General features: G+C 60.0%; 24 protein-coding genes, 4 tRNA genes and 1 pseudogene. 23 read left to right on the forward strand and 6 right to left on the reverse strand.

Translation table 11 applies throughout. From position 1 onward, the window contains the following. Position 1: 1 nt before the first annotated feature. Positions 2-2,125, reverse strand: coding sequence for a TonB-dependent receptor plug domain-containing protein (locus KGA96_RS07745; RefSeq protein ID WP_223512227.1), 2,124 nt, complete (start codon positions 2,123-2,125; stop codon positions 2-4). Positions 2,126-2,320: 195 nt separating this feature from the next. Here KGA96_RS07745 and KGA96_RS07750 point away from each other — a divergent pair, with 195 nt between their 5' ends. From KGA96_RS07750 to KGA96_RS07795, 10 genes are all read left to right on the forward strand, one after another. Continuing rightward, positions 2,321-3,346, forward strand: a complete 1,026-nt coding sequence (locus tag KGA96_RS07750; RefSeq protein ID WP_223464225.1) for an NAD(P)H-dependent glycerol-3-phosphate dehydrogenase — start codon at positions 2,321-2,323, stop codon at positions 3,344-3,346. Positions 3,347-3,379: 33 nt separating this feature from the next. After that, positions 3,380-3,727 carry a DUF4389 domain-containing protein gene (locus tag KGA96_RS07755; protein ID WP_046042988.1) on the forward strand — a complete coding sequence of 116 codons (348 nt, stop codon included), beginning with the start codon at positions 3,380-3,382 and terminating at the stop codon, positions 3,725-3,727. After that, entirely contained in the window at positions 3,724-4,176 is a 453-nt protein-coding gene (sixA, locus tag KGA96_RS07760; RefSeq protein WP_046042987.1) for a phosphohistidine phosphatase SixA, read from the forward strand. Before KGA96_RS07755 ends, sixA begins: the two co-directional genes overlap by 4 nt. A gap of 199 nt (positions 4,177-4,375) precedes the next feature. Then, positions 4,376-6,043 carry an AMP-binding protein gene (locus KGA96_RS07765; protein WP_046042986.1) on the forward strand — a complete coding sequence of 556 codons (1,668 nt, stop codon included), beginning with the start codon at positions 4,376-4,378 and terminating at the stop codon, positions 6,041-6,043. A gap of 32 nt (positions 6,044-6,075) precedes the next feature. Next, positions 6,076-6,519, forward strand: a complete 444-nt coding sequence (locus KGA96_RS07770) for a hotdog fold thioesterase (protein ID WP_046042985.1) — start codon at positions 6,076-6,078, stop codon at positions 6,517-6,519. A 113-nt stretch (positions 6,520-6,632) separates the two neighbouring features. Further along, a complete protein-coding gene (locus KGA96_RS07775) occupies positions 6,633-7,439 on the forward strand; it encodes an alpha/beta fold hydrolase (RefSeq protein WP_223512229.1) in 807 nt (268 codons plus the stop codon). Continuing rightward, positions 7,436-8,290 (forward strand): alpha/beta hydrolase, encoded by an 855-nt coding sequence (locus KGA96_RS07780; RefSeq protein WP_223512231.1) that lies wholly within the window; start codon positions 7,436-7,438, stop codon positions 8,288-8,290. The genes KGA96_RS07775 and KGA96_RS07780 overlap by 4 nt, the downstream gene beginning before the upstream one ends. A 50-nt stretch (positions 8,291-8,340) precedes the next feature. Then, positions 8,341-9,000 (forward strand): glutathione S-transferase family protein, encoded by a 660-nt coding sequence (locus tag KGA96_RS07785; RefSeq protein WP_046042981.1) that lies wholly within the window; start codon positions 8,341-8,343, stop codon positions 8,998-9,000. A gap of 8 nt (positions 9,001-9,008) precedes the next feature. Further along, positions 9,009-9,815, forward strand: coding sequence for a DUF4892 domain-containing protein (locus KGA96_RS07790; RefSeq protein ID WP_046042980.1), 807 nt, complete (start codon positions 9,009-9,011; stop codon positions 9,813-9,815). 69 nt (positions 9,816-9,884) lie between these two features. Then, positions 9,885-10,940 (forward strand): AI-2E family transporter, encoded by a 1,056-nt coding sequence (locus KGA96_RS07795; protein ID WP_046042978.1) that lies wholly within the window; start codon positions 9,885-9,887, stop codon positions 10,938-10,940. Positions 10,941-11,049: 109 nt separating this feature from the next. Here KGA96_RS07795 and KGA96_RS07800 read toward each other — a convergent pair whose 3' ends face one another. Together KGA96_RS07800 and KGA96_RS07805 are read right to left on the reverse strand one after the other, a co-directional pair. Then, positions 11,050-12,099: a sensor histidine kinase gene (locus KGA96_RS07800; RefSeq protein WP_046037530.1), complete on the reverse strand. Its 1,050-nt coding sequence runs from the start codon at positions 12,097-12,099 to the stop codon at positions 11,050-11,052. After that, positions 12,099-12,857, reverse strand: a complete 759-nt coding sequence (locus KGA96_RS07805) for a response regulator (protein ID WP_046037528.1) — start codon at positions 12,855-12,857, stop codon at positions 12,099-12,101. Before KGA96_RS07805 ends, KGA96_RS07800 begins: the two co-directional genes overlap by 1 nt. A gap of 296 nt (positions 12,858-13,153) precedes the next feature. On the opposite strand from KGA96_RS07805, the gene pyrF reads away from it, so the two are divergent. Then, complete coding sequence (gene pyrF, locus KGA96_RS07810) at positions 13,154-13,852, forward strand: orotidine-5'-phosphate decarboxylase (RefSeq protein ID WP_008016546.1); 699 nt, start codon at positions 13,154-13,156, stop codon at positions 13,850-13,852. 141 nt (positions 13,853-13,993) lie between these two features. On the opposite strand, the gene KGA96_RS07815 is transcribed toward pyrF, so the two are convergent. Then, positions 13,994-14,998 (reverse strand): NADP-dependent oxidoreductase, encoded by a 1,005-nt coding sequence (locus KGA96_RS07815; protein ID WP_046037524.1) that lies wholly within the window; start codon positions 14,996-14,998, stop codon positions 13,994-13,996. A 236-nt stretch (positions 14,999-15,234) separates the two neighbouring features. On the opposite strand from KGA96_RS07815, the gene KGA96_RS07820 reads away from it, so the two are divergent. The 4 genes and pseudogenes from KGA96_RS07820 (at position 15,235) to KGA96_RS29870 (ending at position 19,656) form a co-directional block, all read left to right on the forward strand. Beyond that, positions 15,235-15,996, forward strand: a complete 762-nt coding sequence (locus KGA96_RS07820; RefSeq protein ID WP_046037522.1) for an SDR family oxidoreductase — start codon at positions 15,235-15,237, stop codon at positions 15,994-15,996. Positions 15,997-16,197: 201 nt separating this feature from the next. Beyond that, complete coding sequence (locus KGA96_RS07825; protein WP_046037520.1) at positions 16,198-17,583, forward strand: PLP-dependent aminotransferase family protein; 1,386 nt, start codon at positions 16,198-16,200, stop codon at positions 17,581-17,583. A 987-nt stretch (positions 17,584-18,570) separates the two neighbouring features. Further along, a pseudogene (locus KGA96_RS29865) lies at positions 18,571-18,795 on the forward strand (HAMP domain-containing protein); the annotation flags it as partial. Beyond that, a complete protein-coding gene (locus KGA96_RS29870) occupies positions 18,793-19,656 on the forward strand; it encodes a methyl-accepting chemotaxis protein (RefSeq protein WP_411741520.1) in 864 nt (287 codons plus the stop codon). The pseudogene KGA96_RS29865 and the gene KGA96_RS29870, both read left to right, overlap by 3 nt. A gap of 60 nt (positions 19,657-19,716) precedes the next feature. Here KGA96_RS29870 and KGA96_RS07835 read toward each other — a convergent pair whose 3' ends face one another. Beyond that, complete coding sequence (locus tag KGA96_RS07835; RefSeq protein ID WP_046037516.1) at positions 19,717-20,475, reverse strand: hypothetical protein; 759 nt, start codon at positions 20,473-20,475, stop codon at positions 19,717-19,719. A 385-nt stretch (positions 20,476-20,860) separates the two neighbouring features. Here KGA96_RS07835 and KGA96_RS07840 point away from each other — a divergent pair. The 4 genes from KGA96_RS07840 (at position 20,861) to KGA96_RS07855 (ending at position 21,273) form a co-directional block, all read left to right on the forward strand. Then, positions 20,861-20,936 (forward strand) — tRNA-Glu (locus tag KGA96_RS07840). Positions 20,937-20,938: 2 nt separating this feature from the next. Beyond that, positions 20,939-21,014 (forward strand) — tRNA-Gly (locus KGA96_RS07845). A gap of 104 nt (positions 21,015-21,118) precedes the next feature. After that, a tRNA-Glu gene (locus KGA96_RS07850) sits at positions 21,119-21,194 on the forward strand. Positions 21,195-21,197: 3 nt separating this feature from the next. Next, positions 21,198-21,273 (forward strand) — tRNA-Gly (locus tag KGA96_RS07855). 58 nt (positions 21,274-21,331) lie between these two features. On the opposite strand, the gene KGA96_RS07860 is transcribed toward KGA96_RS07855, so the two are convergent. Next, positions 21,332-22,201: an AraC family transcriptional regulator gene (locus KGA96_RS07860; protein WP_046037514.1), complete on the reverse strand. Its 870-nt coding sequence runs from the start codon at positions 22,199-22,201 to the stop codon at positions 21,332-21,334. 404 nt (positions 22,202-22,605) lie between these two features. Here KGA96_RS07860 and KGA96_RS07865 point away from each other — a divergent pair, with 404 nt between their 5' ends. The 4 genes from KGA96_RS07865 (at position 22,606) to cpaB (ending at position 25,681) form a co-directional block, all read left to right on the forward strand. Continuing rightward, positions 22,606-22,800: a Flp family type IVb pilin gene (locus KGA96_RS07865; protein WP_223512239.1), complete on the forward strand. Its 195-nt coding sequence runs from the start codon at positions 22,606-22,608 to the stop codon at positions 22,798-22,800. 191 nt (positions 22,801-22,991) lie between these two features. Beyond that, positions 22,992-23,516, forward strand: coding sequence for a prepilin peptidase (locus KGA96_RS07870; RefSeq protein WP_223512241.1), 525 nt, complete (start codon positions 22,992-22,994; stop codon positions 23,514-23,516). A 2-nt stretch (positions 23,517-23,518) separates the two neighbouring features. After that, positions 23,519-24,847, forward strand: a complete 1,329-nt coding sequence (locus KGA96_RS07875) for an AAA family ATPase (protein ID WP_223512244.1) — start codon at positions 23,519-23,521, stop codon at positions 24,845-24,847. A 15-nt stretch (positions 24,848-24,862) separates the two neighbouring features. After that, the gene (gene cpaB / locus KGA96_RS07880; protein ID WP_223512246.1) at positions 24,863-25,681 is read left to right on the forward strand and encodes a Flp pilus assembly protein CpaB; all 819 of its coding nucleotides are present in this window, start codon (positions 24,863-24,865) and stop codon (positions 25,679-25,681) included. Positions 25,682-25,700 lie beyond the last annotated feature (19 nt).

The raw sequence follows: 25,700 nt of genomic DNA on the forward strand, positions 1-25,700 counted from the left end.
CTTAAAGCTCCAGCTCCGCGCTGAAATACATTACGTGGCGCTGGTCATAGTTGTTGTCGATGAAGGTGGTCGGCTGATTGTCCAGCCGTTGCTGGAGCACTCCGGCCAGCTCCAGGCTGGCCTTGCCCAAGGCGATACGTTTGGCGATGCGCGCATCGACCCGTTCGAAGCGGTAGCCGTTGAGGGCGTCATCGCCATAATAGAAAAGCGCACTGTTCCAGCCCTGGCCCCAATCGCGCAGCCATCCGACCGAACCACTGTTGCTTGCAGTCTGCCTGGCATCCAGCGGATTGCTGGCGTCGGCATCAACGTAGGCATAGGTCAGTCGCAGGCGATCGAGGCTGCCGACGCGCCAGTCGAGCTGGGTTTCGCCCCCCGAAAAGCGTGCCTTGTTGGCGTTGCTGGCGATGTACTGATTGTTGCGCAGCGGTTCACTGATCATGCCGGTGATTTCGTCGTGGAACAGCTTCACGTCGAGCGCCAGCCCCGGTTCGGGAAAATAGCCGTTGTAGCCCAGTTCCCGGGAGCGCATGTGCTCTTGGTCGAGGTCGCCGGGGCCACGGGTCTTGACGAAATAACGGGCGCTGGACTGGCCAAAGGCGCCGGGCTTGAGGTTGGTGACCTGATAACTCCAGTTGACGTTGTTCTCGAACATGTCCGGCGAACGGACGGCCTCGGAGTACACTGCACGCAAGCCGTGACGCGGATTGATCAGGTAGTTGACCGCCATGCGAGGTGTCAGCGAGCTGCCGATCAACCGGGTGTCCTCGAACATGGCACCGCCTTGCAACAGCCAGTGTTCGGTGGCACGCCACTCGAACTGGCCGAACGCCCGCCAGATGGTGTCATCGAGCTTGCCATTGAAGTAGGTCTCGGAATCTGCCCGGTCGTAACGATAGTTCAAACCGCTGACCAGCCGCAGGTTATCGGCAAGGCTCAGGGTGTCCTGCAGTTCGAGGTCGTAGCGCGACTCTCGGGTGCTCTGGTCGATGTCGCCGCAAACGGTCTGGCTTGCGCCGTTGCGCCATTGATCGAGCACCTGATTGGCCAGCGCCTGCTCGGCGGGCGTGCCGGCCGGCGCACCAGGGCCGGTGAAACGCGTGATGTTGCGGGCCAGGCGTTCGGTGTAGTTCGGGTTCAATTGCCAGAGTTCGGTCAGTTGCGGGCTGAAGGATATTTCAGCATCGCAGGCGCGCCAGGTTTGCTGACGATCCCAGTGTTGGGCCGAACCCTGGATATAAAGGCTGTGGTCGGGATCGATGTCCAGGTTCCAGCGCAATGACCCGGCGTAGTCCTTGGCGGTGACGTCGGAGTCGTTGCCCGCGCGGGTAATCCCCGGGAACACCGGCCGGTAGGTATAGGGGCGTTGGTTGGTGCCGTCCTTGGCATTCAATTGCCAGTCGAGGCTTTGCCGTTCGTCGAGGCTCTGGCTGACGGCGAGGTTGAAGCGATCGAGGCGACGGCTGTCATGGTAGTGCGCGCCGGTTCGATCGGTGTCGAAGCCGTCGTCTTGCTGGCCGGACAGGGACAGGCGCATGTCACCGTCCTCCCAGCCCAGGCCCTGGCTGGCGTAAAAGTCGTTGATGCCGCGCTGGCCCTGGGTGACCTTCATGCGCGTACCGTGACTGTCGGCCGGCCGCCGGGTAATGATGTTGACCACCGCCATCAGGGCATTGGCGCCGTAGCTGACGGTATTCGGTCCGCGAAAAACTTCGATGCGCTCGATATCTTCCATGGCCACCGGAATGTCGCTCCAGTCGACGGTGGCCAGGCCGGCGCGATACACCGAGCGCCCGTCTATCAGCACTTGCATGCGTCGCGCTTCAGTTGCATTGGTGCCGTGGTAGTTCACCGCTGCCTGGTTGCCGCTGATGTTGCCGACCATCATCCCCGGCACCAGACGCAGCAGTTCACTGATGTCGCGGGCTCCGCTGGCGTGGATCAGGGCGCTGTCAATCACCGTCATGCTTCCCGGCACGGCCGCCGGCGACTGCTTCAGGCGCGTGGCGGTGAGCACTTGCGGCAGTGGTTCACTGTCCAGGAACAAGTCGTCGGCCAGCACCGGCGAGCTGAAAATCAGCGCCAGTACCAGAGGCGAATGCGGTGAAGAAGAGCCCGGAGACACAACTGATCCCTGTCAGTGATTGTTGGCGCGCATGTTAACCGAGCCGAATGACTTTTCCATTCACGATGTCTGCATTTTCCTCGGTTTTATTGGTCTTCTTCCTACGGTTGCAGGTATTTGATGTCGGGGCTGGCCGCCGAGGGGCTGCCCCGTATAATGCCGACATCGCCACTGGTATGGATTAACGGATTGCATATGACTGAACAGCGCCCGATTGCGGTCCTGGGAGGCGGAAGTTTTGGAACCGCCGTGGCTAATCTGCTGGCCGAGAACGGGAATCAGGTCCTTCAGTGGATGCGTGACCCCGAACAGGCCGAGGCCATTCGGGTCAATCGCGAAAACCCGCGTTACCTCAAAGGCATCAAAATTCTGCCCGGCGTCACGCCGGTCACCGACCTGCAAGCCACCCTGGACGCCTGTGACCTGTGTTTTGTCGCATTGCCCTCCAGCGCGCTGCGCTCGGTGCTGGTGCCGCACGCCGAACGCTTGACCGGCAAATTGCTGGTGAGCCTGACCAAAGGCATCGAAGCCCACACGTTCAAGCTGATGAGCGAGATCCTCGAAGAGATCGCCCCGCAGGCGCGCATCGGCGTCCTGTCCGGACCCAACCTGGCCCGAGAAATCGCCGAACATGCACTGACCGCCACGGTGGTCGCCAGTGAAGACGAAGAACTCTGCCAGCAGGTTCAGGCCGCGCTGCACGGGCGCACCTTTCGTGTGTACGCCAGCGCCGACCGTTTCGGCGTGGAACTGGGTGGGGCGTTGAAAAACGTCTACGCGATCATCGCCGGCATGGCGGTGGCGCTGGGCATGGGCGAAAATACCAAAAGCATGCTGATTACCCGGGCATTGGCGGAAATGACCCGCTTCGCGGTGAATCAGGGCGCTAACCCGATGACCTTCCTGGGACTGGCGGGCGTGGGCGATCTGATCGTGACCTGTTCGTCGCCCAAGAGCCGCAACTATCAGGTCGGTTTCGCCCTCGGCCAGGGCCTGAGCCTGGACGAGGCGGTCACGCGCCTGGGTGAAGTCGCCGAAGGGGTCAACACCCTTAAAGTGCTCAAGGCCAAGGCCCAGGAGGTTGGCGTGTACATGCCGCTGGTCGCCGGTCTGCACGCGATCCTGTTCGAGGGCCGCACGCTGGAGCAGGTCATCGGACTGTTAATGCGTGGCGAGCCGAAAACCGACGTCGACTTTATTTCCACCAGTGGTTTCAACTAATTTCACGCTTGCCAGAAAAGCAGGGAGTTGCGCATGAACGATCCAAAAGTAGAAGCCAAGTACGAATCCATCCTGCTGCGGGTGCTGTGGATGATCCTCTTCGTGCTGGTGTGGCAAGTGGCGCAGTTCATCCTCGGCGCCGTCGTGCTGGTGCAGTTGATCTATCGTTTGTTCTATGGCGCCCCAAGCGCCAGCCTGATGAATTTCGGCGACAGCCTGAGCCAGTTTCTGGCGCAGATCGGTCGTTTCGGCAGCTTTCACAGCGACCAGAAGCCCTGGCCGTTCGCCGACTGGCCGACGCCGCGTACACCGGAAGGTGAGGCGCCGCATGTCGTGGCACCGGCACCCCATCCGACCCGAGATGAGGAACCCAAGCTATGAAACTCTGGGTATTGCGTCATGGTGAAGCCGAGCCTTATGGAGCGCGACCTGATTCCGAGCGGGCACTGACCGACCACGGCCGCAAGGAAGTGTTGAGCAGCGCCGCGCGGTTGATGGGTGAGCCGCTGACGGCGATCTATGCCAGCCCCTACCTGCGTGCACAGCAGACAGCGCAACTGGTGCGCGAGGCATTGGGCTTCGAGCCCGAGATCCGTACCGTCGAATGGCTGACCCCGGACACCGACCCGGACAAAGTGGCCGAGCAACTGGTATCGGTGAGCAACGTCCTTTTGGTCAGTCACAACCCGCTGGTGGGGCATTTGTTGAGTTACCTGCAACATGGTGCCGGGCATCCGCCGGAAAAAGTCAGCACCGCCGGGTTGGCCGAACTCAAGGGCGATGAGTTACTGATCGGGTCGATGAAACTCGACAGCATCAAGCACCCTTAACACCGCTTTTCTGTGGGAGCGTGGCTTGCCCGCGAAGGCATCGACTCGGTTTACCTGATAAACCGCGGCGCCTGCATCGCGGGCAAGCCACGCTCCCACAGGTACGTCATAACCCGAAAAGTTTTGTATGAAATAGTCAACCAAGCACTTGCTTGGTTGGCTACGCTTGCTCCAGACCAAAATCACAGGAGCGAGTCGCATGTCTGCTGCTTTTCGTTTGCCACTGGACGTCTTCTACGAGCGTGAGGCCCGTCATCCCCGCCAGCGCTTTCTGGTCCAGCCTGTCGGAGGCGGCCAGGTCGAGACCTTGACCTGGGCCGACGTCGGTCATCAAGCACGCTGCGCCGCCCACTGGCTGCGAGCGCGGGAACTGCCGCAGGGCAGCCATATCGCCCTGATCTCGAAAAATTGTGCGCACTGGATCATTGCCGATCTGGCGATCTGGATGGCCGGGCATGTGTCGGTGCCGTTGTACCCAAACCTGACCGCCGAGACCGTTGCCCAAGTGCTCGAACATTCGGAAGCAGCGCTGGCGTTCATTGGCAAGCTCGATGACTGGCCAGGCATGTCCCGTGGCGTCAGCCCCGACCTGCCGACCATCAGCCTGCCCCTGCATCCTCCCGGTGACTTTGATTTCAGCTGGGACGACCTGCAACGCAGCTCGCCCATCCAGGACAATCCCAAGCCTGACGCCGATCAACTGGCGACCATCATTTACACATCCGGCACCACGGGCATGCCCAAGGGCGTGATGCACAGCTTCGGCAATCTGGGGTTCGCCACGACACGCGGCACTGCGTTGTTCGGCCTCAACGAGTCGGACCGGCTGTTGTCCTACCTGCCGCTGTGCCACGTTGCTGAGCGGATGTTCGTCGAACTGGCGTCGATCTATACAGGTCAAACAGTGTTTTTCGCTGAGAGCCTCGATACCTTCCTCACCGACCTGCGACGTGCGCGCCCGACCGCACTGTTTGGCGTGCCGCGTATCTGGACCAAATTCCAGATGGGCGTGTACAGCAAGATCCCGGCAAAACGTCTCGACTTCCTGCTTGGCCTGCCGATCATCGGCAAACGGGTCGGGCATAAAGTCCTCGCCGGGTTGGGGCTGGACGCGTTGCGCATCGCGTTGTCCGGCGCAGCTCCGGTGCCGCAGACCTTGTTGCAGTGGTACCGCAAACTGGGGCTGGACGTGCTGGAGGTCTACGGCATGACCGAGAGTTGCGGCTACTCCCACATCGGTATGCCGGGCCAGAACAAACCGGGCTGGATCGGCAAGCCTTGCCCGGAAGTCGAAGTGCGGATCGCCGAGACGGGGGAGGTCATGGTGCGCAGTGGTGCGACCATGCTCGGGTATTACAAGGAACCGGAAAAAACCGCCGACACCATTACCGAGGACGGCTTCCTGCGTACCGGCGACAAGGGCGAGCAGGACGCCGAAGGCAATCTGCGCCTGACCGGACGCCTGAAGGAAATCTTCAAGACCAGCAAAGGCAAGTACGTGGCCCCGGCTCCGATTGAAAATCGCCTGGCCGTGCATTCGCGCATCGAACAGGTCTGCGTGGTGGGCGATGGTTTGAGTGCGCCGCTGGGTTTGTGCGTGTTGTCGGCGGTCGGCCAGCAGGATGCCGACGGGGCCGCGCGCGCCGGCCTGCATTCGAGCCTGGAAAAATTGCTGGAAGAGGTCAACGGCGCCCTCGACAAGCATGAACAACTGCGGCGCCTGGTAGTGGTCAAGGACAGTTGGGCCGTGGAAAACGGCTTTCTCACCCCGACCCTGAAGATCAAGCGCAACGTGATCGAAGCGGCTTACGGTGAGCGCTTTGAGGAATGGAGCGAGCGCAGCGAAGCGGTGCTGTGGCAGGATTGATTCACGAAGAAAACCAACAAGGAAATACTGCGATGAGCTTGTGGCGCACCACCCCGAACATCGAGCAGTTGAACGCAATCCAGAAAAACACCATTGGCGAAGTGCTGGACATCCGTTTCGAGTCCTTCGACGAAGAGTCCCTGACCGCCAGCATGGTCGTCGATCACCGCACCCATCAGCCCTACGGCTTGCTGCATGGCGGTGCCTCGGTGGTGCTGGCCGAATCGGTCGGCTCAATGGCCAGCTACCTGTGCATCGATGCCAGCAAATTCTATTGCGTGGGCCTGGAAATCAACGCCAACCATTTGCGCGGCCTGCGCAGCGGACGGGTGACGGCGGTGGCCAAGCCGATCCACATCGGCCGCACGACCCACGTCTGGGACATTCGCCTGACTAGCGATGAGGGCAAGGCCAGTTGTGTGTCGCGACTGACCATGGCAGTGGTGCCATTGGGTGAGAATCCACCGACTCGTTGAACCAAAGCCATAGCTTTGACCGGACTGTCATCATTCCTGTCAGTTACGGTCATTGCTGTAGGACGCGGTCTTGCGGACAATCGACGTCTGTTCTCGCTCATGGATTTGCAGGTATGTCGCAACAGATCTTTTTCGCCCACGCCAATGGTTTTCCTTCGGGGACCTACGGCAAGTTGTTTGCGGCGCTGGCACCCGAGTTTCAGGTGACGTATCTGGAGCAGCACGCCCACGATCCGCGTTTCCCGGCGGACGACAACTGGTACAACCTGGTGGATGAGCTGATCCATCACCTGCAACAGCAGGCCGAGCCTGTGTGGGGTGTCGGTCACTCCTTTGGTGGCGTGCTGCATCTGCATGCGGCTTTGCGCTGCCCTGAGCTGTATCGCGGGGTAGTGATGCTCGACTCGCCCGTGCTGACCCGCACCGACCAATGGGTCATACGGGCGGCCAAACGCTTTGGTTTCATCGACCGCTTGACCCCGGCCGGGCGCACCCTGGGTCGCCGTGAAGAATTCGCCGACCTGGAAAGCGCCCGGAAATATTTCGCCGGTAAAACCCTGTTCCGCGGTTTCGACCCGGAATGCTTCGATGCCTACCTGCAACACGGCTTGCACCAGGTCGGCGACAAGCTGCGCCTGCGGTTCGACCCGGCCACGGAAATCAGCATCTATCGCGGTGTGCCGCACACCAGCCCGGGCAGCACCCGGCAGTTGCAAGTGCCGCTGGCGGTGGTTCGCGGGCACAACAGCCGCGTAGTGATGCGCCATCACGCCAGTTCGGTGGACCGCCTGCCGCTGGGCGAGTCGTTGACCATGCCCGGCGGCCACATGTTTCCGCTCGAACGTCCCCTTGATACCGCTGACATGCTCAAAGGCCTGTTCTATCGCTGGGGCGGCCGTCGACAGCAGGATTGCGCATGAACCACGTCGTCGAAGAAGTCCGCCTGAGCCTGCCGCACATCGAACTGGCGGCGCACCTGTTCGGTCCTGAAGACGGTCTGCCGGTGATTGCCCTGCATGGCTGGCTGGACAACGCCAACAGCTTTGCCCGTCTGGCGCCGAAGCTCAAAGGCTTGCGCGTCATCGCGCTGGACATGGCCGGTCACGGTCATTCCGGGCATCGCCCGCCGGGCGCCGGTTACGCCATGTGGGACTATGCCCACGATGTGCTGCAAGTCGCCGAACAGCTAGAACTGCGCAAATTTGCGCTGATGGGGCATTCGATGGGCGCCATCGCTTCGCTGATCATCGCCGGGTCGATGCCCGAACGGGTCACCCACCTGGCGTTGATCGACGGCATCATTCCTCCTACAGACAAAGGTGAAAACGCTGCCGAGCGCATGGGCATGGCCCTGCAAGCTCAACTGGATTTGCGGGAGAAGCGCAAGTCGGTCTACGACACCCTCGACCGAGCCATCGAAGCGCGCATGAAGGGCCTGGTTGCGGTCAGCCGCGAGGCCGCTGAACTGCTGGCGCAGCGCGGCCTGATGCCGGTGCCGGGCGGTTACACCTGGCGCACCGACAATCGCCTCACGTTGCCATCGCCGCTGCGTCTTACAACCGAACAGGCCATGGCCTTCGTCCAGCGGATCAAGTGTCCTGCAACGCTGGTGGTTGCCGCCGACGGCATGCTCGCCAAACACCCTGAGTTGCTGGAGCGTCTACCCTTTAGCCGGGAACAGCTGCCAGGCGGCCACCATTTGCACCTCAATGACGAGTCCGGTGCCGATCTTGTCGCAGACTGTTTCAATCGGTTTTTCGCCATTCCTTGACTTGCGCCGGGCAACTGTCGAGGCTTGGCGGGTTGAAAAGGGAGACAACCATGATAGATCTCTACACCGCTGCGACTCCGAATGGCCACAAGGTCTCTATCGTGCTCGAGGAACTCGGCCTGCCCTACACGGTGCATGCCTTGAGTTTCGACAAAAAGGAGCAGAAGTCCACGGACTTCCTCAAGATCAACCCCAATGGCCGGATTCCGGCGATTGTCGACCGCGCCAACGGCGATTTCGCCGTGTTCGAATCCGGCGCCATCCTGATTTACCTCGCTGAACAGACCGGCAAACTGATGCCATCGGACCCGAAGGGGCGTTCGCTGGTATTGCAGTGGCTGATGTTTCAGATGGGCGGGATCGGCCCGATGCAGGGCCAGGCCAACGTGTTCTTCCGCTACTTTCCGGAAAAACTCCAGGGTGCCATCGACCGCTATCAGCATGAAACCCGTCGCCTCTACGAAGTGCTCGAGACGCGTTTGCAAAGCGTGGAGTTCCTCGCGGGCGAGTACAGCATTGCCGACATCGCCACCTTTCCCTGGGTGCGCGGCTACGAGTGGTCGGGCGTCTCGGTGGAGGGCTTGACGGCGTTGCAACGCTGGATGGCAACCATGGAGGCCCGGCCCGCGGTGCAGCGTGGTCTGCAGGTACCGATACGCGCCGATGAAGCCAGTGTCATCAAGGGCGCCCAGGCCATGCTGATCCGATGAGTCTATCCATGCGTTCATTCAGTTTATTGGTGCTGTGCAGTTTCAGTCCCTTGTTGTTCGCCGCTGATATTCCGGGCAGTCAGGACCTGCCGATAGTGCCGCGCATGACCGACGCCCAGATTGTCGACTATCGCCCCGCCGCCGAACTGGAGCGGATCTACCCGTTGGGCTCGATCCGTAAAATCAGTGGCCAGTTACGTTTCGACGGCCAGGTCAGTGCCCGCGGCAACGTCACGTCGGTGACCTACGAGTTGCCACCGGAGCATTCATCCATCGAGGCGTTCACCGCTGCCCGCGAGGCTTTGCAACAGCAGGACGCCGGGTTGCTCTTTTGGTGCCAGGCGCGCGATTGTGGCGAAAGCAGCCTCTGGGCCAATGAAGTCTTCGGTAACGCCAAGCTGTACGGCGCCGACGATCAACAGGCCTATCTGCTGCTGCGTCTTGCCGCACCAAGGGACAACACGCTCATTGCGCTGTACAGCATCACCCGGGGTAATCGCAAAGCCTACCTGCATGTCGAACAGTTCGAAGCTTCGGCACCGCTGGGCGAGTTGTTGCCGACCTCCGCGACCTTGCTGCGTGAACTCAAGAGCACCGGCGAGCTGGATTTTTCCACGTTGAACAGCGCACCTGACGAGACCTGGCTGCGCCTGATTTCTCGCGGACTGAATCTGGACACCACCTTGCGGGTCAGCATTTCCGGAGCGAACTCCGAAGCCTGGCGACAGGCACTGATTGCCCAGGGCGTGCGTGCCGCGCGGATGGAAACCGGCAGTGCCGAGGGCTCTGGCCTGCACATCGAGCTATTGCGCTAGGCTGTACCGGGCGAGCGTGCAAGCTGCGTTCGCCTACTCTTTTGCTGACTGACTTTTTCGAGACTTTTGATGATCAATAACGATCGCCTGTTGGTGCAGATCCTGCTCGTGGTGTTGTTCGGCGCGAGCTTCTGGGTGATGGCGCCGTTCTGGTCGGCGATGTTCTGGGGCGCGGTCCTGGCGTTTGCCAGTTGGCCGCTGATGCGCTTGCTGACCCGTTGGCTTAACGGTCGCGAGTCGCTGGCGGCGGCATTGTTGACGCTGGGCTGGATGGTGCTGGTAGCGGCACCGCTGGTGTGGCTGGGTTTCAACCTCGCCGATCATGTGCGCGATGCCACCGCATTCATCAAGGATGCGCAGGTCGAGGGGCTACCCGAAGCACCGGTGTGGCTGGGTTCGATTCCCTTTGTGGGCGAACGGCTGGTAGGCATCTGGAACAGCATCGATGAGCAGGGCGCGGCGATGATGGTGTCGCTCAAGCCTTATTTGGGGCAGGTGGGTAACTGGTTGCTGGCGCGCAGTGCGCAGATCGGCGGCGGTATTCTCGAGCTGACCCTGAGCATCGTCTTCGTGTTCTTTTTCTATCGTGACGGGCCGCGACTGGCGGCGTTTGTACACACGTTGCTGGAGCGGCTGATCGGTCAGCGGGCCGGCTATTACATCGAGCTGGTGGCGGGCACGGTACAGCGGGTGGTGAACGGCGTGATCGGCACCGCGGCGGCCCAGGCGATCCTGGCGCTGATCGGGTTCCTGATTGCCGGCGTACCGGGAGCGCTGGTGCTCGGTATCGTGACGTTCATGCTCAGCCTGATCCCGATGGGCCCGCCGTTGGTATGGATTCCGGCGACCGCATGGCTGGCCTGGAAAGGCGAGTACGGGATGGCCATATTCCTCGGCATCTGGGGCACATTCATCATCAGCGGTGTCGACAACGTGCTCAAACCGTACCTGATCAGCCGTGGCGGTAACCTGCCGCTGGTCATTGTGCTGCTTGGGGTGTTTGGCGGGTTGATTGCCTTTGGCTTTATCGGCCTGTTCATTGGCCCGACATTGCTGGCGGTGGCCTACAGCCTGTTGATCGACTGGAGCAAGACTCAGGCGCGGGTTGAAGATCGCCGGCCCTGAAGTTCCAGGGTCCGTAGCCCACTGAGCCCCTGAGGGTCAGTGGGCTTTTTGTTGCGGCACAGGGCCTCATCGCGAGCAGGCTCACTCCCACATTGGGCCGGTTTTGCTTTCAGGCGCGCGGCAGGCGAATCACCGCCGTCAGGCCGCCACCGGGGGTTTCTTCCAGTGTCAGCTGCCCGCCCATTCGTTGCGCGGCCTCCCGGGCAATGGTCATGCCCAGGCCAACGCCGCCGGAATTGCGATTACGCGAGCCTTCAAGGCGAAAGAAGGGTTCGAACACTGCTTCGCGTTGTTCTGCGGCGATGCCCGGGCCATGGTCGATGACCCGAATCACCAACTGTTCACGATGGTCTTGCAGGGTAATCAGCGCCTGTCCGGCATAGCGCAGGGCATTGTCCATCAGGTTGTTGATGCAGGAGCGCAAGGCCATTGGCTGCACCTGCAGGGGAGCGCAGTGGCCGCTGGCCTGGACGTTCGCACCCTGGTCCTGGGCATTTTCGCTCAAGGACTCCACCAACGCCTGCACGTCCATCCACTGCGGGGCTTCGCTGGTGCGCTGTTCATGCAGATAGGTGAGCGTGGCGTCGAGCATGCTGATCATGTCGTCGAGGTCCTGGCGCATCTGGCCTTGCAACTTCTCGTCGTCGATTTTCTCCAGCCGCAGCTTGAGCCGCGACAACGGCGTGCGCAGGTCGTGGGACACGGCACCAAGCATGCGCGAGCGCTGCTTGACCTGTTCCAGGATTCGGCGCTGCATTTTGTTGAACGTGTGCGCCGCTTGCCGTGCTTCCCGTGGTCCCGATTCATCCAGTGGTGGGCTGTCGAGGTCTTCGCTCAAGCGCTCGGCCGCGTCGCTCAGGCGCTGGATCGGCCGGCTCAGCAGTTTGGCGCCGTACCAGGCGGCGATGATCAGCGAGACCAATTGAAACGTCAGGGGCACCAACGGACCGCCAAACCACGGTCGAGGCGGCCGTTTCTCGAAACGTGGGTCCAGTGGCGGGCGTGGCCCGTCCAGGCCTTCGGAAAACTCCGGTGGAGGCGGCGGAGGCGGCGGGCCGTAATGGTGGAACCAGGCAAAGGCCAGCAGGTGCGCGAGGATAATCGCCAGCAACAGTACGCCAAACAGGCGACCGAACAGCGTATCGAAGCGCCCGCGCATCAGCCGATGTCTCGGGCATCGAACAGGTAACCCTCACCGCGAACGGTCTTGATCAACTGCGGAGCCTTGGGGTCGTCGCCGAGTTTCTGGCGCAGGCGCGACACCAGCAGGTCGATGCTGCGATCAAAGGCTTCGATCGAACGACCACGAGCGGCGTCCAGCAGTTGTTCCCGGCTGAGCACGCGGCGCGGACGTTCGATAAACACCCAGAGCAGGCGGAATTCGGCGTTGGACAACGGCACCACCAGGCCATTGTCGGCAATCAGTTGCCGCAGCACGCTGTTCAGGCGCCAATTGTCGAAACGAATGTTCGCCCGCTGTTCGCTGCGGTCATCGCGCACCCGGCGCAGGATGGTCTGGATCCGCGCCACCAGTTCGCGGGGCTCGAACGGCTTGGCCATGTAGTCGTCGGCGCCGAGTTCGAGGCCGATGATCCGGTCGGTGGGTTCGCAACGGGCGGTGAGCATCAGGATCGGGATGTCCGACTCGGCGCGCAGCCAGCGGCACAGCGACAGACCGTCTTCACCGGGCAGCATCAGGTCGAGCACCACCACGTCGAAATGCTCCGCCTGCATCGCCAGGCGCATCGCGGCGCCATCGGTGACGCCGCTGGCATGGATGTTGAACCGGGCCAGGTAGTCGATCATCAATTCGCGGATCGGGACGTCATCGTCGACGATCAGGGCGCGAATGCTCCAGCGTTTGTCGTCACCAGGCGTTTTTTGGTCGTCGTTCACGGGTGCTTGGGTGTTGTGCATGCGTGCGTTCATCTGCCAGGTAGGCTGCCAACCACAAAGATAGGCTGCGAGGTTGTGGTTCCAGCATAGGCGTCCGGCCCTGAGGCGGGAAGTGCTGTTGCAGGGACCTGTTGCGGTTGCCGAGGGTAGCGGGCCGGGGTGTTGCGGACGTGTCGTGTCTGTATCGAGCTCGACACAATGGCCTCAAGGGCTAGTCTTGCCTGAGCCGTCGCGACGATTTACCGATCATCGGGTCCCGCAGCGGCGCTGGTTCCGCTACAATGCGCGCCGATTTCGACTTGCCTGAGAGCCCACTCATGTCCGCCTGCCAGACTCCTATCATCGTCGCCCTGGATTTCCCTACCCGTGACGCCGCACTGAAGCTGGCCGATCAGTTGGACCCGAAGCTGTGCCGGGTCAAAGTCGGCAAGGAACTGTTCACCAGCTGCGCTTCGGAAATCGTCGGTACCCTGCGCGACAAGGGTTTCGAAGTGTTCCTGGACCTCAAGTTCCACGACATCCCGAACACCACAGCGATGGCCGTCAAGGCGGCTGCGGAAATGGGCGTGTGGATGGTCAACGTGCACTGCTCCGGCGGCCTGCGCATGATGGCTGCGTGCCGTGAAGTGCTGGATCAGCGTACCGGTCCGAAGCCGTTGCTGATCGGCGTGACCGTGTTGACCAGCATGGAGCGTGAAGACCTGGCGGGCATCGGCCTGGACATCGAGCCCCAGGAGCAGGTGCTGCGCCTGGCCGCCCTGGCGGAAAAAGCCGGGATGGACGGCCTGGTGTGCTCGGCCCTGGAGGCCCAGGCACTGAAAGCTGCGCATCCGTCGTTGCAACTGGTGACCCCGGGGATTCGTCCGGCGGGCAGCGCCCAGGACGATCAGCGCCGAATCCTGACGCCACGTCAGGCGCTGGATGCCGGTTCCGACTATCTGGTGATCGGCCGTCCGATCAGCCAGGCGGCGGATCCGGCCAAGGCATTGGCTTCGGTTGTGGCTGAACTGGCCTGATCTGACACCGCAGAACCAAATGTGGGAGCGGGCTTGCTCGCGAAGAGGGCGTGTCAGTCGACATCAATGTTGACTGATACATCGTATTCGCGAGCAAGTCGGATCGCCGCACCGCCGCACCCACATTGGTTTGTGGTTGCCTTAGATCTTCAACACCAACTTCCCGAAATTCTCGCCGCTGAACAATTTCATCAGCGTCTCCGGGAAAGTCTCCAGTCCTTCAACGATGTCTTCCTTGCTCTTGAGCTGCCCCTTGGCCATCCAGCCGGCCATTTCCTGGGCGGCGCTGGCGTACTGGGCGGCGTAGTCCATCACCACAAAGCCTTCCATGCGCGCGCGGTTGACCAGCAGCGACAGGTAGTTGGCCGGTCCCTTGACCGCTTCCTTGTTGTTGTACTGGCTGATGGCACCGCAAATCACCACCCGCGCCTTCATGTTAAGGCGGCTGAGCACTGCGTCGAGAATGTCGCCACCCACGTTATCGAAATACACGTCGACGCCTTTCGGGCACTCGCGCTTGAGGCCGGCCAGGACGTCTTCATTCTTGTAGTCGATAGCGCCATCGAAACCCAGTTCATCGATCAGGAACCTGCACTTGTCGGCGCCGCCGGCGATGCCAACCACCCGGCACCCTTTGATCTTGGCGATCTGCCCGGCAATGCTGCCCACGGCGCCAGCTGCGCCTGACAACACCACTGTGTCACCGGCCTTCGGAGCGCCGACGTCGAGCAGGGCGAAGTACGCCGTCATCCCGGTCATGCCCAGTGCTGACAAGTAACGTGGCAGCGGTGCCAGTTTCGGATCGACCTTGTAGAAGCCTCGTGGCTCGCCGAGGAAGAAGTCCTGCACGCCCAGGGCGCCGTTAACGTAATCCCCGACCGCGAACCCCGGGTTGTTCGAGGCAATGACTTTGCCCACACCCAAGGCGCGCATGACTTCGCCGAGCCCGACCGGCGGGATGTAGGACTTGCCCTCGTTCATCCAGCCGCGCATGGCCGGGTCCAGGGACAGGTATTCGTTTTGAACCAGGATCTGACCCGCCGCCGGCTCGCCGACCGGTACTTCCTGGTAGGTGAATGTCTCTCGGGTCGCCGCGCCAACCGGACGTTTGGCGAGCAGGAATTGGCGATTGGTCTGGGAGGTCATGGCAGGCACTCAAGATGAATGAAGCTTTGTTGATAGCCGGTCAGCGACGATGCCGCAAGTTCGGCTGATGCGGCGAATGCAGGTTGATCCAGTGCAGTGATAGTTGGTACGACAGTTCCATCACTGCAACTCATGGATGTCCAACCGGAGCCTTGATAGTGCTGCCGTGTTCAAGACCTCCATGGCTAGACTGGTCACACGCGATTCCCCGCATTCTTCTATTCGAGGACATAACAATGAGCATGACGTTTTCCGGCCAGGTGGTCGTGGTGACAGGCGGGGCGGCCGGTATTGGCCGCGCGACCGCCCAGGCATTTGCCGCCGAGGGCCTGAAGGTCGTGGTGGCCGATATGGACGTGGCGGGCGGCGAGGGCACGGTGGCGCTGATTCGTACAGCCGGTGGCGAAGCGACCTTCGTGCGTTGCAACGTTACCCTGGAAAGCGATGTGAAAAATCTGATGGAGGAGGTGATCAACACTTACGGTCGCCTTGACTATGCCTTCAACAACGCCGGCATCGAAATCGAAAAAGGCAAGTTGGCCGAAGGTACGCTCGACGAGTTCGACGCGATCATGGGCGTCAACGTCAAAGGCGTCTGGCTGTGCATGAAGTACCAGTTGCCGCTGCTGCTGGCGCAAGGGGGCGGCGCGATCGTCAATACGGCATCGGTGGCCGGCCTTGGGGCCGCGCCGAAAATGAGCATCTACGCAGCCTCTAAACACGCAGTGATCGGCCTGACCAAGTCGGCGGCCATTGAGTACGCCAAGAAAAAGATCCGGGTCAACGCGGTGTGCCCGGCGGTGATCGACACCGACATGTTCCGTCGCGCTTATGAAGCCGACCCGAAAAAAGGCGAGTTTGCCAACGCCATGCATCCGGTCGGTCGCATCGGGAAGGTTGAAGAGATCGCCAGCGCGGTGCTGTACCTGTGCAGCGATGGCGCGGCGTTCACGACTGGCCATTCGCTGGCGGTGGATGGCGGGGTTACTGCGTTTTAAAGCAAACATCTCTACCAAAGAAGAGTTGCAACCTGTGGGAGCGAGCCTGCTCGCTCCCACAGGTGTTTGGGTTCCGTTGAAGGGCCAGGCAATGTGTTTCAAATGATTAGAACAAAGGGTTTTGGCGGCGTTGTCGCACATGTCTTCGAACACTCCTGTGATTAACTGCTTCTCGCAAAATCAACAGGAGTTTGCTTGCTCATGGAATTGAGAATCGACCGACAGGCGCTGGTGCCCGTCGTACAGCAAATTGTTGATGCGCTGACCTGCTGGCTTCATTCCAGTGGGGTATCGCCCGGTACACGCCTGCCTTCGGTGCGACAGATCGCGCGGACCAATTTGCTTAGTCAGGTAAGCGTCGCCCAGGCTTGTGAACGCCTGGTGACGCAGGGGATGCTGGTGTCAGGTCATGGGGCCGGCTATACGGTTGCCGACCCGATATTGGCCGCAGGCGCAAAGCACGAGCCGGTGTGGTTCGAGGGAGCTGAGCCCGAGATCGGGCCCTGTTCGACTGAGTTGAGGCTGGGCTGTGGCGGGCTGCCTGAAAGCTGGCGCGAGACAGACGATCTGATTTACGCGATTCGGCAAGTCAGTCGTACCGACACGGCCAGCCTGTTCAACTACAGCACGCCGCTGGGTTTGCCAGCCTTGCGACAACAGATCCTCAAACACCTCAGGCAGCTGGATATCCGGGCGCAGGACAACCGGATCATGACCACGGCGGGTGCCAGCCAGGGGCTTGACCTGATCGTGCGGACACTGTTCAAGGCCGGTGATTGTATGGTCGTGGAGAGTCCAGGTTATCCGGTGCTGTTCGATCTGCTCAGGTTGCATGGCATCCACATGGTCGAGGTGCCGCGAACACCGCGCGGGCCGGACTTGGACGTGCTCGAATCGGTGCTGGTCAAGCACCGGCCTCAAGGGTTGCTGATCAATAGCTTCTATCACAACCCGACCGGCAGCAGCCTTGCACCGGTGGTGGCGCGCCGCGTACTGCAGCTGGCCAGGACCTTTGGCGTGAAGGTGATCGAAGACGACGTTTATGCGGATTTGCACAGCGGTTCCGGTATGCGTCTGGCTGCGGTGGACGACAACGTGATCTACGTGGGCAGCTTTTCCAAGACCCTCAGCAGTTCCTTGCGGGTCGGATTTGTGGTGGCCGGTGTCGAAGTGATTACGCGCCTGGCCGAGGTCAAGATGATCAGTGGCATGGGCGCCTCGCGATTTTGCGAGTCGGTGCTGGCGTGCCTGTTGGCTAACGGTGCCTACCGCAAACTGGTACAGCGTCAGCGCCAACGCTTGAGCAGCGACCGGCTGGCGGTGCTGCAATTGCTCGAAGATGTCGAATGGGAAGTTTTCGGCAAGCCGGCAGGAGGCTTGTTCATCTGGGCGCGATCACGAATGTCCGACTACGATCAGGTGCGGACCCACGCTCGGCGCCTGGGTGTACTGCTGTCATCGAAGACCGCCTTCAACCCCTCGGGGGAGACCAGTGACTGGCAGCGTATCAACGTGGCATATGCCTGTGACCCGCGTGCCCGGGCGTTCTTTCAGGCCACTGCCCGGGATCGACCTCAAGCGTTCTGAAAACGACGTTGGCGTAGCTTTTTGCCATTATTCCGGCGCCAGAGCCTTGTGTTGCCACTGGCCCGTTGCGAATCTGCGTCTACAGACTTTGGCAGGGGACTAAGTGCAATGAATTCGGCCGTGCAAGGACGTTTTGCCAACCTCGGTATGGCGAAAAAACTGGGTGTCGGGTTTGTCCTGGTGCTGTTGTTGACTGCATTGGTGGCAGGCATTGGTGTTTGGTCCCTGCAAACCATCAGCCAGCGCTTCGACGGGCTCAAGCAAATGTCATCGCTCAACAGCGGTCTGCTCAAGGTGCGGCTGCTGGAGCAGGAGTACGCCCTGCACGGCAACCCAAAAACCGTCGATGCTCTGCACGAGGGCGTCGATGGCCTGATCGCCTTGGCCGGCCAGCTCAAGGCCGCGTCTGCGGCCAACGTGCCGGTGATGAATGATGTCGAACAGTCCCTGGGGGCCTATCGCAAGGCCTTCGACGAGTTTGTCTCGCTCACCCAGGCCAAGGACCTGGCCCTGGAAATGGCCAGTTGGTCGGTGTCCAGCGTGGCCAATAATCTTGATGTATTGCAGTCCGGGCTCGCCGATGACGGCGCCTATACGCTGAAAGATTCCGAAGGCAAAGATGGTGCGCAATTCATCGATCAGGCCAGCCAGGTCGGCCAGGTTTCACGCTTGATGCTGCAAGCCATGAATGAAGCTCGCGTGCGCCTGGATCAAAGTCGTAAAGGCGACGACAGCGCCGGGCAGGGCAAGATCGAACAGGCCAGCCAGGCACTGACCCAGGCCGAGCAGCTCAAGACCACGGTCAAGGACGAGGGGTACCAGACCGTCCTCAATGAGGTGATGGGCCATATCACCAGTTTCAGTGACAAGCTTGCCGAGTACACCGGCCTGCTGGAGCAGGAAAAAACCGTCTATCAACAATTGCATCAGCGCGCGGCCCAAGTGGTCGAGCGGGTGGATCAGGCTTATGTCGCGCAAGACCTGGCGATGCAGGCCGAGCTGAAAAAGAACTCGCTGCTGATCATTGGCTCTTCCGCCCTGGCCTTGCTGGTCGGGCTGGTTGCCGCGTGGTTCATCACCCGGTTGATCGTGGCACCGCTGCGCAGCGTGATTCAGGTGGCGCAGCAGATTGCCTCGGGGGATTTGAGTGCGACCATTGACGTGACCCGCCGTGACGAAATTGGCCAGTTGATGCAGGCAATGCAACAAATGGGCGCGGGACTCAGCCATATAGTCAGCGGCTTGCAGTCGGGTATCGAGCAGTTGGCGACTTCCGCCCAATCGCTGTCGGCGGTGACTGAACAGACCAATCTCGAAGTCAGCACGCAGAAAGAGGAAACCGAACAGGTCGCCACCGCAATGAATCAGATGACGGCCACGGTGCATGATGTCGCACGTAATGCAGAGGAGGCGGCCCTGGCAGCGCAAACGGCTGACGGCAAGGTTGAAAGTGGTCAGCAGGTGGTGCGCCAGAGCATGGCGCGGATCGAGCAACTGGCGGACTCGGCCATCTCGGCCAGTTCGAGCATCGAAAGCCTGAGTGCGGAAATCCAGAACATCGGCACGGTTTTGAGTGTGATCAAGAGCGTGGCGGAGCAGACCAACCTGCTGGCATTGAACGCGGCGATCGAGGCGGCCCGGGCCGGCGAGCAGGGTAGGGGCTTTGCGGTGGTGGCCGATGAAGTGCGTGCGCTGGCCAAGCGAACCCAGCAATCGACCGAGGAAATCGAACGCCTGGTCAGCGCTTTGCGCTCGGCGGCGCAGTCGTCGGTGCAGCAGATCCAGAGCAGTGGTGAGTTGGTGAAGCTGGCGGTCAGTGATGCCTTGCAGACCGAGAGTGCGCTGGGAAGCATTGCGGCGGCGGTGTCGTTGATCCAGCAGATGAACCAGCAGATCGCCGCGGCGGCCGAGGAACAGAGCTCGGTGGCCGAGGAGATCAATCGCAGTGTCACCAGTATTCGCGCCAGTGCCGATCAGTCATCGCTGGCGATGCAGGGCAATGCAGCGTCCAGTATTCAGCTGGCACAACTGGGGGTTGAGCTGAAGGGGATGGTGGGGCATTTCAGGCTTTGAACTGATCATCGGCCAGACCAAAAAAAGCCACCTCTCGGTGGCTTTTTTCATTTTCGCTGATCAGTCGTAGATCACTTTTTTCTTCCAGTCCGCGTCAGCCTCGACGTCCTTGAGGCCTTCGGTCAACTGGTTGACCTCGCCTTCGACCGGCGCGATGCGATCCATGACCTGATCGTTGGCGCGGGCCAGGAGTTTTTCCAGGTATTCCAGTTGCTCGGCGTAGACCTGTGGGTCCTGTTGTTTGCGCAGGTATTGCACGCCGCGCTCGAATGCCAGGCGAGCCTGCCCGGGCTGGTTCTGTTGCAGGGAATGCTGGCCGAGGTTGTTGAAGAACTCGATGTGCAGCAGCACCAGGATGTGGCGCACTTCACGAATCCAGCGCTTGGCTTCGTTGGGGGGCAAGAAGCCGTCCTGTGCCGCACGGGTAATCTGGCCGTGCAGGGCTTCGAGCAGGAAGCGTACATCCTTGGCCTTGGCTTCGGTCTGGATCGGTGCTGGCGGATTGTTGACCGGGATGGATTCACCCTGGCCGACAAGGGCCTCCAGTTCGGCGATCCGTGCCTTGAGGTTGGCGCTGGATTTTTCCAGGTTGAGCAGGCGCTGGCAGACGTTCAGTTCCAGGCGGGCCAACAGTAGCTTGAGTGCCGGGGTCATCAGCTGGCCGGGGAACGTCTCGGTGATTTCGCCGCAGCGTCGCAGGCGATCGTTGAGCTCGATCTTGGTACGGGCCTTTTCCAGCTTGTTGTTTTCCACCACATGGTTCATGTAGCCAATGGCGATCAACAGTGCGATCCCGGCTACGACTAGCAGGGTGATCATGAGTGGCGTCACCGGTAAGACCTCTTTATAGGTTACGCATGCGAGTCTGGTGGCTTGGCATTTGAGCGCCCAGGCCCGCACGACGGGTTGGATCGGACATGCTTGTACTTATATCGGCCGGAGCCCCGCATCTATAAATGATGGCACTCGATATACAGATTGCCATCACCCGGTGGACTATAACGTCTTGGCGGGTGCCAGAATATAGGCGTCAAACGCCGGGCAGCGGAAAAACCGCAACGGCTCCCAAAAGCAGGGTGAAGTCATTGATTTAAATAAATTTATATCAGGGGGTTGACGACCTCTCAATCCATCCATAGAATGCGCGCCACTTGCAGCGTAAAGCACACAGCGAAACGAAGCAGGGAGTGAATGTTGTACGTGTGTCCCCTTCGTCTAGTGGCCTAGGACACCGCCCTTTCACGGCGGTAACAGGGGTTCGAGTCCCCTAGGGGACGCCAATGCGGGAATAGCTCAGTTGGTAGAGCACGACCTTGCCAAGGTCGGGGTCGCGAGTTCGAGTCTCGTTTCCCGCTCCAATTTTAAACAGCGTTGCTTTCGGGCAGGGCTGAGTGAAACCAGAACCAAGTCTTCGGATGCGGCTCTGGACACCGAAACACACACCATGTGTTTCGGGTAGCGTGTCCCCTTCGTCTAGTGGCCTAGGACACCGCCCTTTCACGGCGGTAACAGGGGTTCGAGTCCCCTAGGGGACGCCATTTGCGGGAATAGCTCAGTTGGTAGAGCACGACCTTGCCAAGGTCGGGGTCGCGAGTTCGAGTCTCGTTTCCCGCTCCATATTTAACGAAAACGCCGCTCATTGAGCGGCGTTTTTGTTTGTGCGTAAAAAACCAGATCAACCGCTGAGGGTTTGTACCAGGCTTTCGAGCGTCTCAGTGGTTTTCTCATCCAGCACCTGTTGCGCAGCTGCGGTCGCCCTGATTTGCCGTACAAGGCGGTATTCGCTGGGCGTGCAATTTGCGAACTGCTTGAAGGCACGGGCGAAGTAGGAAGGATCCTTGAAGCCGGCCTCATAGCCGATGCTGGTAATCGGCATCTGGCTGTTGTCGAGCAGGTCTTTGGCGAAGTTCATGCGCTTGTCCAGGATGTAATCGGTGAAGCCCAGTCCATTGGCTTCCTTGAACAGGCGGCTGAAGCGAAATGTCGTCATGCCGCAGCGCTGCGCCAGATCCCTCTGATCGATGCTGTCTCGAAAGTGCTGTTCGATGTACAGCATGACGCTGTTCAGCGCCTGGTGTTTTTGGTGTCCTGAGGTCAGCCGGATGCTGTCCGGCAGCGTCGGGGAATGGTCGATCTGCGATGACTTGTCCAGGCCGTTGAAATTTCGGCGCAGCTCGCAGAGCTGCACCACCGCCGCCAGGTAACGCTTCTTCTCGTTGGGCGAGAGTGGGAGCACCATGTATTCCCAGACGCTGGAGCGCATGGCCCATACAGCCAGTTCCTCCGAGTGTTGCACGGTGAACATGGTAATTGGGATGGTGGGGGAGGTGCGTTTGATCTCCAGCAATAGCCGCAAACCTGGCGTGTCGGGGCGATCAAAATGGATGCAGATCATGTCTGCGTGTTCCCCGATGGGCAACACGGAGTTTTTTGCCAGTTTGCAGTCGCAGGCGTCCTCGAACTGCGTGACGAGTTCTTTCGTGGACCGATCATGAGTCAGATCGAACCATAGGAGCGATGGCCTTTTGGTCAAATTGGACGTCATGTCTCTACTCTGGGGGTTCTAGTGACTCTCATCGCCAGTATTGCCAATGTGCTATCACTTTGCAGATTAAATCCCGATAGAGCAGACGAGTTTTAGTTCTTTTCGCTCTATGAGTCCCCTGGAAGGTTGCCCGGGGCGAGTGTTTGCTTGTGTATTGTCGGCAAACCCGGGTTGAGCCGCCTGTCGCTTGTGAATCAATGGCAATTGCCTTTGCGTTTCAATGCATTGTTTACCCCTCGTTACTTCTGCAAAGGCCAATGTTCCGTATTTGGCCGCCCCGCAAAAAAGTCCTAACGATGTGCAAAATCCTCCTAACGCCTATGCCTTGCCCCTGACTAGTGTTGCATCAGGCAGCGCAGAAAGTACTGCCTCAGAAAAAACAACATTCGAGTGAGGTGGGCAAAATGATCATGCAAACAATCAAGGCTTCGGTTGTGAAGTTCATCAAAGACGAAGATGGCCTGACCGTTGTGGAATACGCGGTAGCCGGAGGGTTGGTTACGGCGCTTGTCGTCACAATATTCACGAACCTTGGCTTAGCGGTTCAGACCAAAATGCAGTCACTGTGCACCAAGATCAATGGTGGCACCGCCTGCTGATAGTTCCCGCTGGAGGACGCGTCGATGTCCATGGGACAGCCGGTTGTCGCTATTTCTGATAGGGCGCCGGCAACTTTCTTAATGGACTTCGCGTGCTCTCTGTCAATTTGCGTAGAAAGCACAAATCACTGAGCTGGGTCGCTAACAGCAACATTGCGTGCTAGCGATCAGTACCCGCAGGGAGACATGCCATGTCCACGGAACTGGTATCGATGGTTTTACTGATAGGACTTTTGGGCGTGGCGGTGGTGAGCGATCTGCTTCGTCACCGTATTCCCAACATGCTCGTCCTGGTGGGCCTTGTCTTGGGATTGATCGGTCAAATGTATTCGGGTGGTGTCAGCGGATTGGGTGACAGCCTGCTGGGTATGTTGATTTGTTTTGCGCTGTTTCTGCCGATGTACGCCTTCGGTGGCATGGCTGCCGGTGATGTCAAGTTAATGACCATGGTCGGCAGCTTTCTACCGTTCCAGTTCGCGTTGTGGGCCGCAATGTTCAGCCTGATAGCCGGCGGCATATGCGGTTTATTGATCGTGCTGGTTCGCGGTCAATTGCCTCAAACCTTGGGACGCTATTGGCTGATTTTAAGAGCGCAGGTTTATCTGGCGCCAACTTCAGATGAAGTAGCCAGCAAGCCTTTCCCCTATTCGATTGCAATATTGATCGGCACTTTGAACAGCGTCTACTGGCAAGTTGCCGGTGGATTCGGAGGTTAGTCATGCACGTCATCGTCGATAGTGATGCCTACCCCAGCAATCGGAGCGCGGTGCAACGCCTGGCTCCTCAGCCCTGCACTATCCGCGAAACCGGTCTGACCGACAGTTTTCTCGGTGAGTTGGTGTGCAAGCATTTGTTTGATGCCGGTGTGCTGGACATGTCGCGGTTGGTGGATCGCCTGGCGCTGACTGGCGCGGTAATCGAAGAGGTCCTGGCGTTTCTGCGCAGGGACGGTCGTATCGAAGTGCTTGGCCAGGTGAGTCAAACGGGTGGTCAGTCGCTGCGTTATGGGCTGACCGAACGCGGACGCAGTACCGCCCGCGATGCCCTGTCGCGCAGTGGCTATATCGGTGCGGCCCCCTTCCCGGTGAGTACCTATCGCTCCCTGATCAAGCTACAGACCATTCACCATGGTCGCATCAACGCCAACGACATGCGCAATGCCCTTGCTGGTGTAGTGCTCACGGAGGAGATGCTCGATCAGCTGGGTGTGGCGATGAACTCCGGGCGCGCGATCATGATTTATGGCCCCGCGGGTACCGGCAAGACTTATGTCAGCAGTCGGTTGATCCGTCTGTTCGCCGAGGCCATCTGGGTCCCCCATGCCATCGTCATCAACGAGTCGGTGATCGAGATCTATGACCCGCAGGTGCATCAGCGGCTCGATGATAACGCTCAACAGAATAATCTGATGCTCAACGAAGGGGTCGACCGCCGACTGCTGTGCTGCAAACGCCCGATCGTCATCACGGGCGGTGAGTTGAGCATGGAGCAGTTGGACGTTCGTTATGACCCTTTCACCCGTCAATACCAGGCCGCGTTGCAGCTCAAGGCCAGCAATGGTTTGTTCATCATTGACGACATGGGGCGTCAACGCATGGCACCCGCCGAGCTGTTGAATCGCTGGATCGTTCCGATGGAAGAGAAACGCGATTTCCTCAACCTGGGCGGCGGTCGGCATTGCGAGCTGCCGTTCGATCTGATTCTGGTGTTTTCCACCAATCTCAATCCCCTGGAGCTGGCCGATGAGGCCTTCCTTCGCCGGATTGGCTACAAGCTGCAATTCGGTTACCTGAAGCCCGAGCAGTACGAAAAGATCTGGCGTCAGGAAAGCGAGCGTCTGGGCATTTCCTACGACCCGCTACTGGTGCGTTATGTGCTGCAAAGGCTTTATGCAAATGAAGGCATGCCCCTGGTGCCCTGCCATCCCCGTGATCTCCTGAACATGGCGCTCGATCGTCAGCGTTATATGGGCGGTTCCGGACCACTGTCACCGAAAGAGTTGGAATGGGCCTGGAACAACTACTTCGTCCAGCTCAACTTTCTTTGATACGGAGATACAGACATGAGCTCTCGTACGCTTACCTTGATAGGTGTTTCTCTGGCCATGGGCCTCGGGGCTGCATGGATGGCCGACTCTTGGCTGAGCGCGCGGCTCAATGCCAGCCCGGATGACCACCTTCGAAGCGTGGTGGTTGCCACGGTAGAGATTCCATTCGGGCAGATGGTCGAGGCCCAGCAGGTCACGACCGTACGCATGCCGATGGATACGATCCCGAACGATGCCTTCGACTCCACCGAAAAAGCCGTGGGCAAGATCGCAACGTTCGACATTCTCAGTGGCGACATTGTGCGGGGTGCGCGTCTGAGTGAGCACTTGGGGGGCAGCACCTTGGCCTCTTTGATTGCGCCTGACAAACGCGCCATTTCGGTACGTGTGGACGATGTGGTCGGCGTGGGTGGATTCCTGTTGCCTGGTAACCGGGTCGATGTACTGGCGACCAAAACCACGGGGGGCAGCGGTAACAGTGCCACCTCAAGGACCATCCTGGAGAATTTGCGGGTGTTGGCGGTGGACCAGACCGCGGGTACCGACAAGACCCAGCCGGTAGTGGTGCGCGCAGTGACGCTTGAGATGTCGGTCGCTGAAGCGGAAGCCCTGGTCACGGCGCAGACGGAAGGCAAGTTGCAACTGGCACTGCGTAACCCACTGAATCTAGATAAGAAAACTGCGGTCGTGGCGCCTGCTGTACCGGTTGCACCAGCCATGGCTGTGGCCGCCGTCGCGGCGCCACAACGCATGGTACAGCGCAGCAGTGGCGAGGGTGGCGGGAGGGTCACCATTATTCGCGGCACTGAAGCCAATGTAGTCAAAATTCGCTGACAGAGTGCAACAGGTGCCT

Source organism: Pseudomonas sp. GL-R-26 (assembly GCF_019947365.1).
Lineage (GTDB): Bacteria > Pseudomonadota > Gammaproteobacteria > Pseudomonadales > Pseudomonadaceae > Aquipseudomonas.

Bases quoted from the DNA above. Each gene is read 5' to 3' on its own strand.
- KGA96_RS07765 (WP_046042986.1), top strand. From the start codon at position 4,376: ATGTCTGCTGCTTTTCGTTTGCCACTGGACGTCTTCTACGAGCGTGAG.
- KGA96_RS07790 (WP_046042980.1), top strand. From the start codon at position 9,009: ATGCGTTCATTCAGTTTATTGGTGCTGTGCAGTTTCAGTCCCTTGTTG.
- sixA (WP_046042987.1), top strand. From the start codon at position 3,724: ATGAAACTCTGGGTATTGCGTCATGGTGAAGCCGAGCCTTATGGAGCG.
- KGA96_RS07775 (WP_223512229.1), top strand. From the start codon at position 6,633: ATGTCGCAACAGATCTTTTTCGCCCACGCCAATGGTTTTCCTTCGGGG.
- KGA96_RS07825 (WP_046037520.1), top strand. From the start codon at position 16,198: ATGGAATTGAGAATCGACCGACAGGCGCTGGTGCCCGTCGTACAGCAA.
- KGA96_RS07820 (WP_046037522.1), top strand. From the start codon at position 15,235: ATGAGCATGACGTTTTCCGGCCAGGTGGTCGTGGTGACAGGCGGGGCG.
- KGA96_RS29870 (WP_411741520.1), top strand. From the start codon at position 18,793: ATGGGCGCGGGACTCAGCCATATAGTCAGCGGCTTGCAGTCGGGTATC.
- KGA96_RS07860 (WP_046037514.1), bottom strand. From the start codon at position 22,201: ATGACGTCCAATTTGACCAAAAGGCCATCGCTCCTATGGTTCGATCTG.
- KGA96_RS07770 (WP_046042985.1), top strand. From the start codon at position 6,076: ATGAGCTTGTGGCGCACCACCCCGAACATCGAGCAGTTGAACGCAATC.
- KGA96_RS07865 (WP_223512239.1), top strand. From the start codon at position 22,606: ATGATCATGCAAACAATCAAGGCTTCGGTTGTGAAGTTCATCAAAGAC.
- KGA96_RS07800 (WP_046037530.1), bottom strand. From the start codon at position 12,099: ATGCGCGGGCGCTTCGATACGCTGTTCGGTCGCCTGTTTGGCGTACTG.
- KGA96_RS07785 (WP_046042981.1), top strand. From the start codon at position 8,341: ATGATAGATCTCTACACCGCTGCGACTCCGAATGGCCACAAGGTCTCT.
- KGA96_RS07875 (WP_223512244.1), top strand. From the start codon at position 23,519: ATGCACGTCATCGTCGATAGTGATGCCTACCCCAGCAATCGGAGCGCG.
- KGA96_RS07780 (WP_223512231.1), top strand. From the start codon at position 7,436: ATGAACCACGTCGTCGAAGAAGTCCGCCTGAGCCTGCCGCACATCGAA.
- KGA96_RS07870 (WP_223512241.1), top strand. From the start codon at position 22,992: ATGTCCACGGAACTGGTATCGATGGTTTTACTGATAGGACTTTTGGGC.
- KGA96_RS07750 (WP_223464225.1), top strand. From the start codon at position 2,321: ATGACTGAACAGCGCCCGATTGCGGTCCTGGGAGGCGGAAGTTTTGGA.
- KGA96_RS07815 (WP_046037524.1), bottom strand. From the start codon at position 14,998: ATGACCTCCCAGACCAATCGCCAATTCCTGCTCGCCAAACGTCCGGTT.
- cpaB (WP_223512246.1), top strand. From the start codon at position 24,863: ATGAGCTCTCGTACGCTTACCTTGATAGGTGTTTCTCTGGCCATGGGC.
- KGA96_RS07795 (WP_046042978.1), top strand. From the start codon at position 9,885: ATGATCAATAACGATCGCCTGTTGGTGCAGATCCTGCTCGTGGTGTTG.
- KGA96_RS07835 (WP_046037516.1), bottom strand. From the start codon at position 20,475: ATGATCACCCTGCTAGTCGTAGCCGGGATCGCACTGTTGATCGCCATT.
- KGA96_RS07805 (WP_046037528.1), bottom strand. From the start codon at position 12,857: ATGCACAACACCCAAGCACCCGTGAACGACGACCAAAAAACGCCTGGT.
- pyrF (WP_008016546.1), top strand. From the start codon at position 13,154: ATGTCCGCCTGCCAGACTCCTATCATCGTCGCCCTGGATTTCCCTACC.
- KGA96_RS07755 (WP_046042988.1), top strand. From the start codon at position 3,380: ATGAACGATCCAAAAGTAGAAGCCAAGTACGAATCCATCCTGCTGCGG.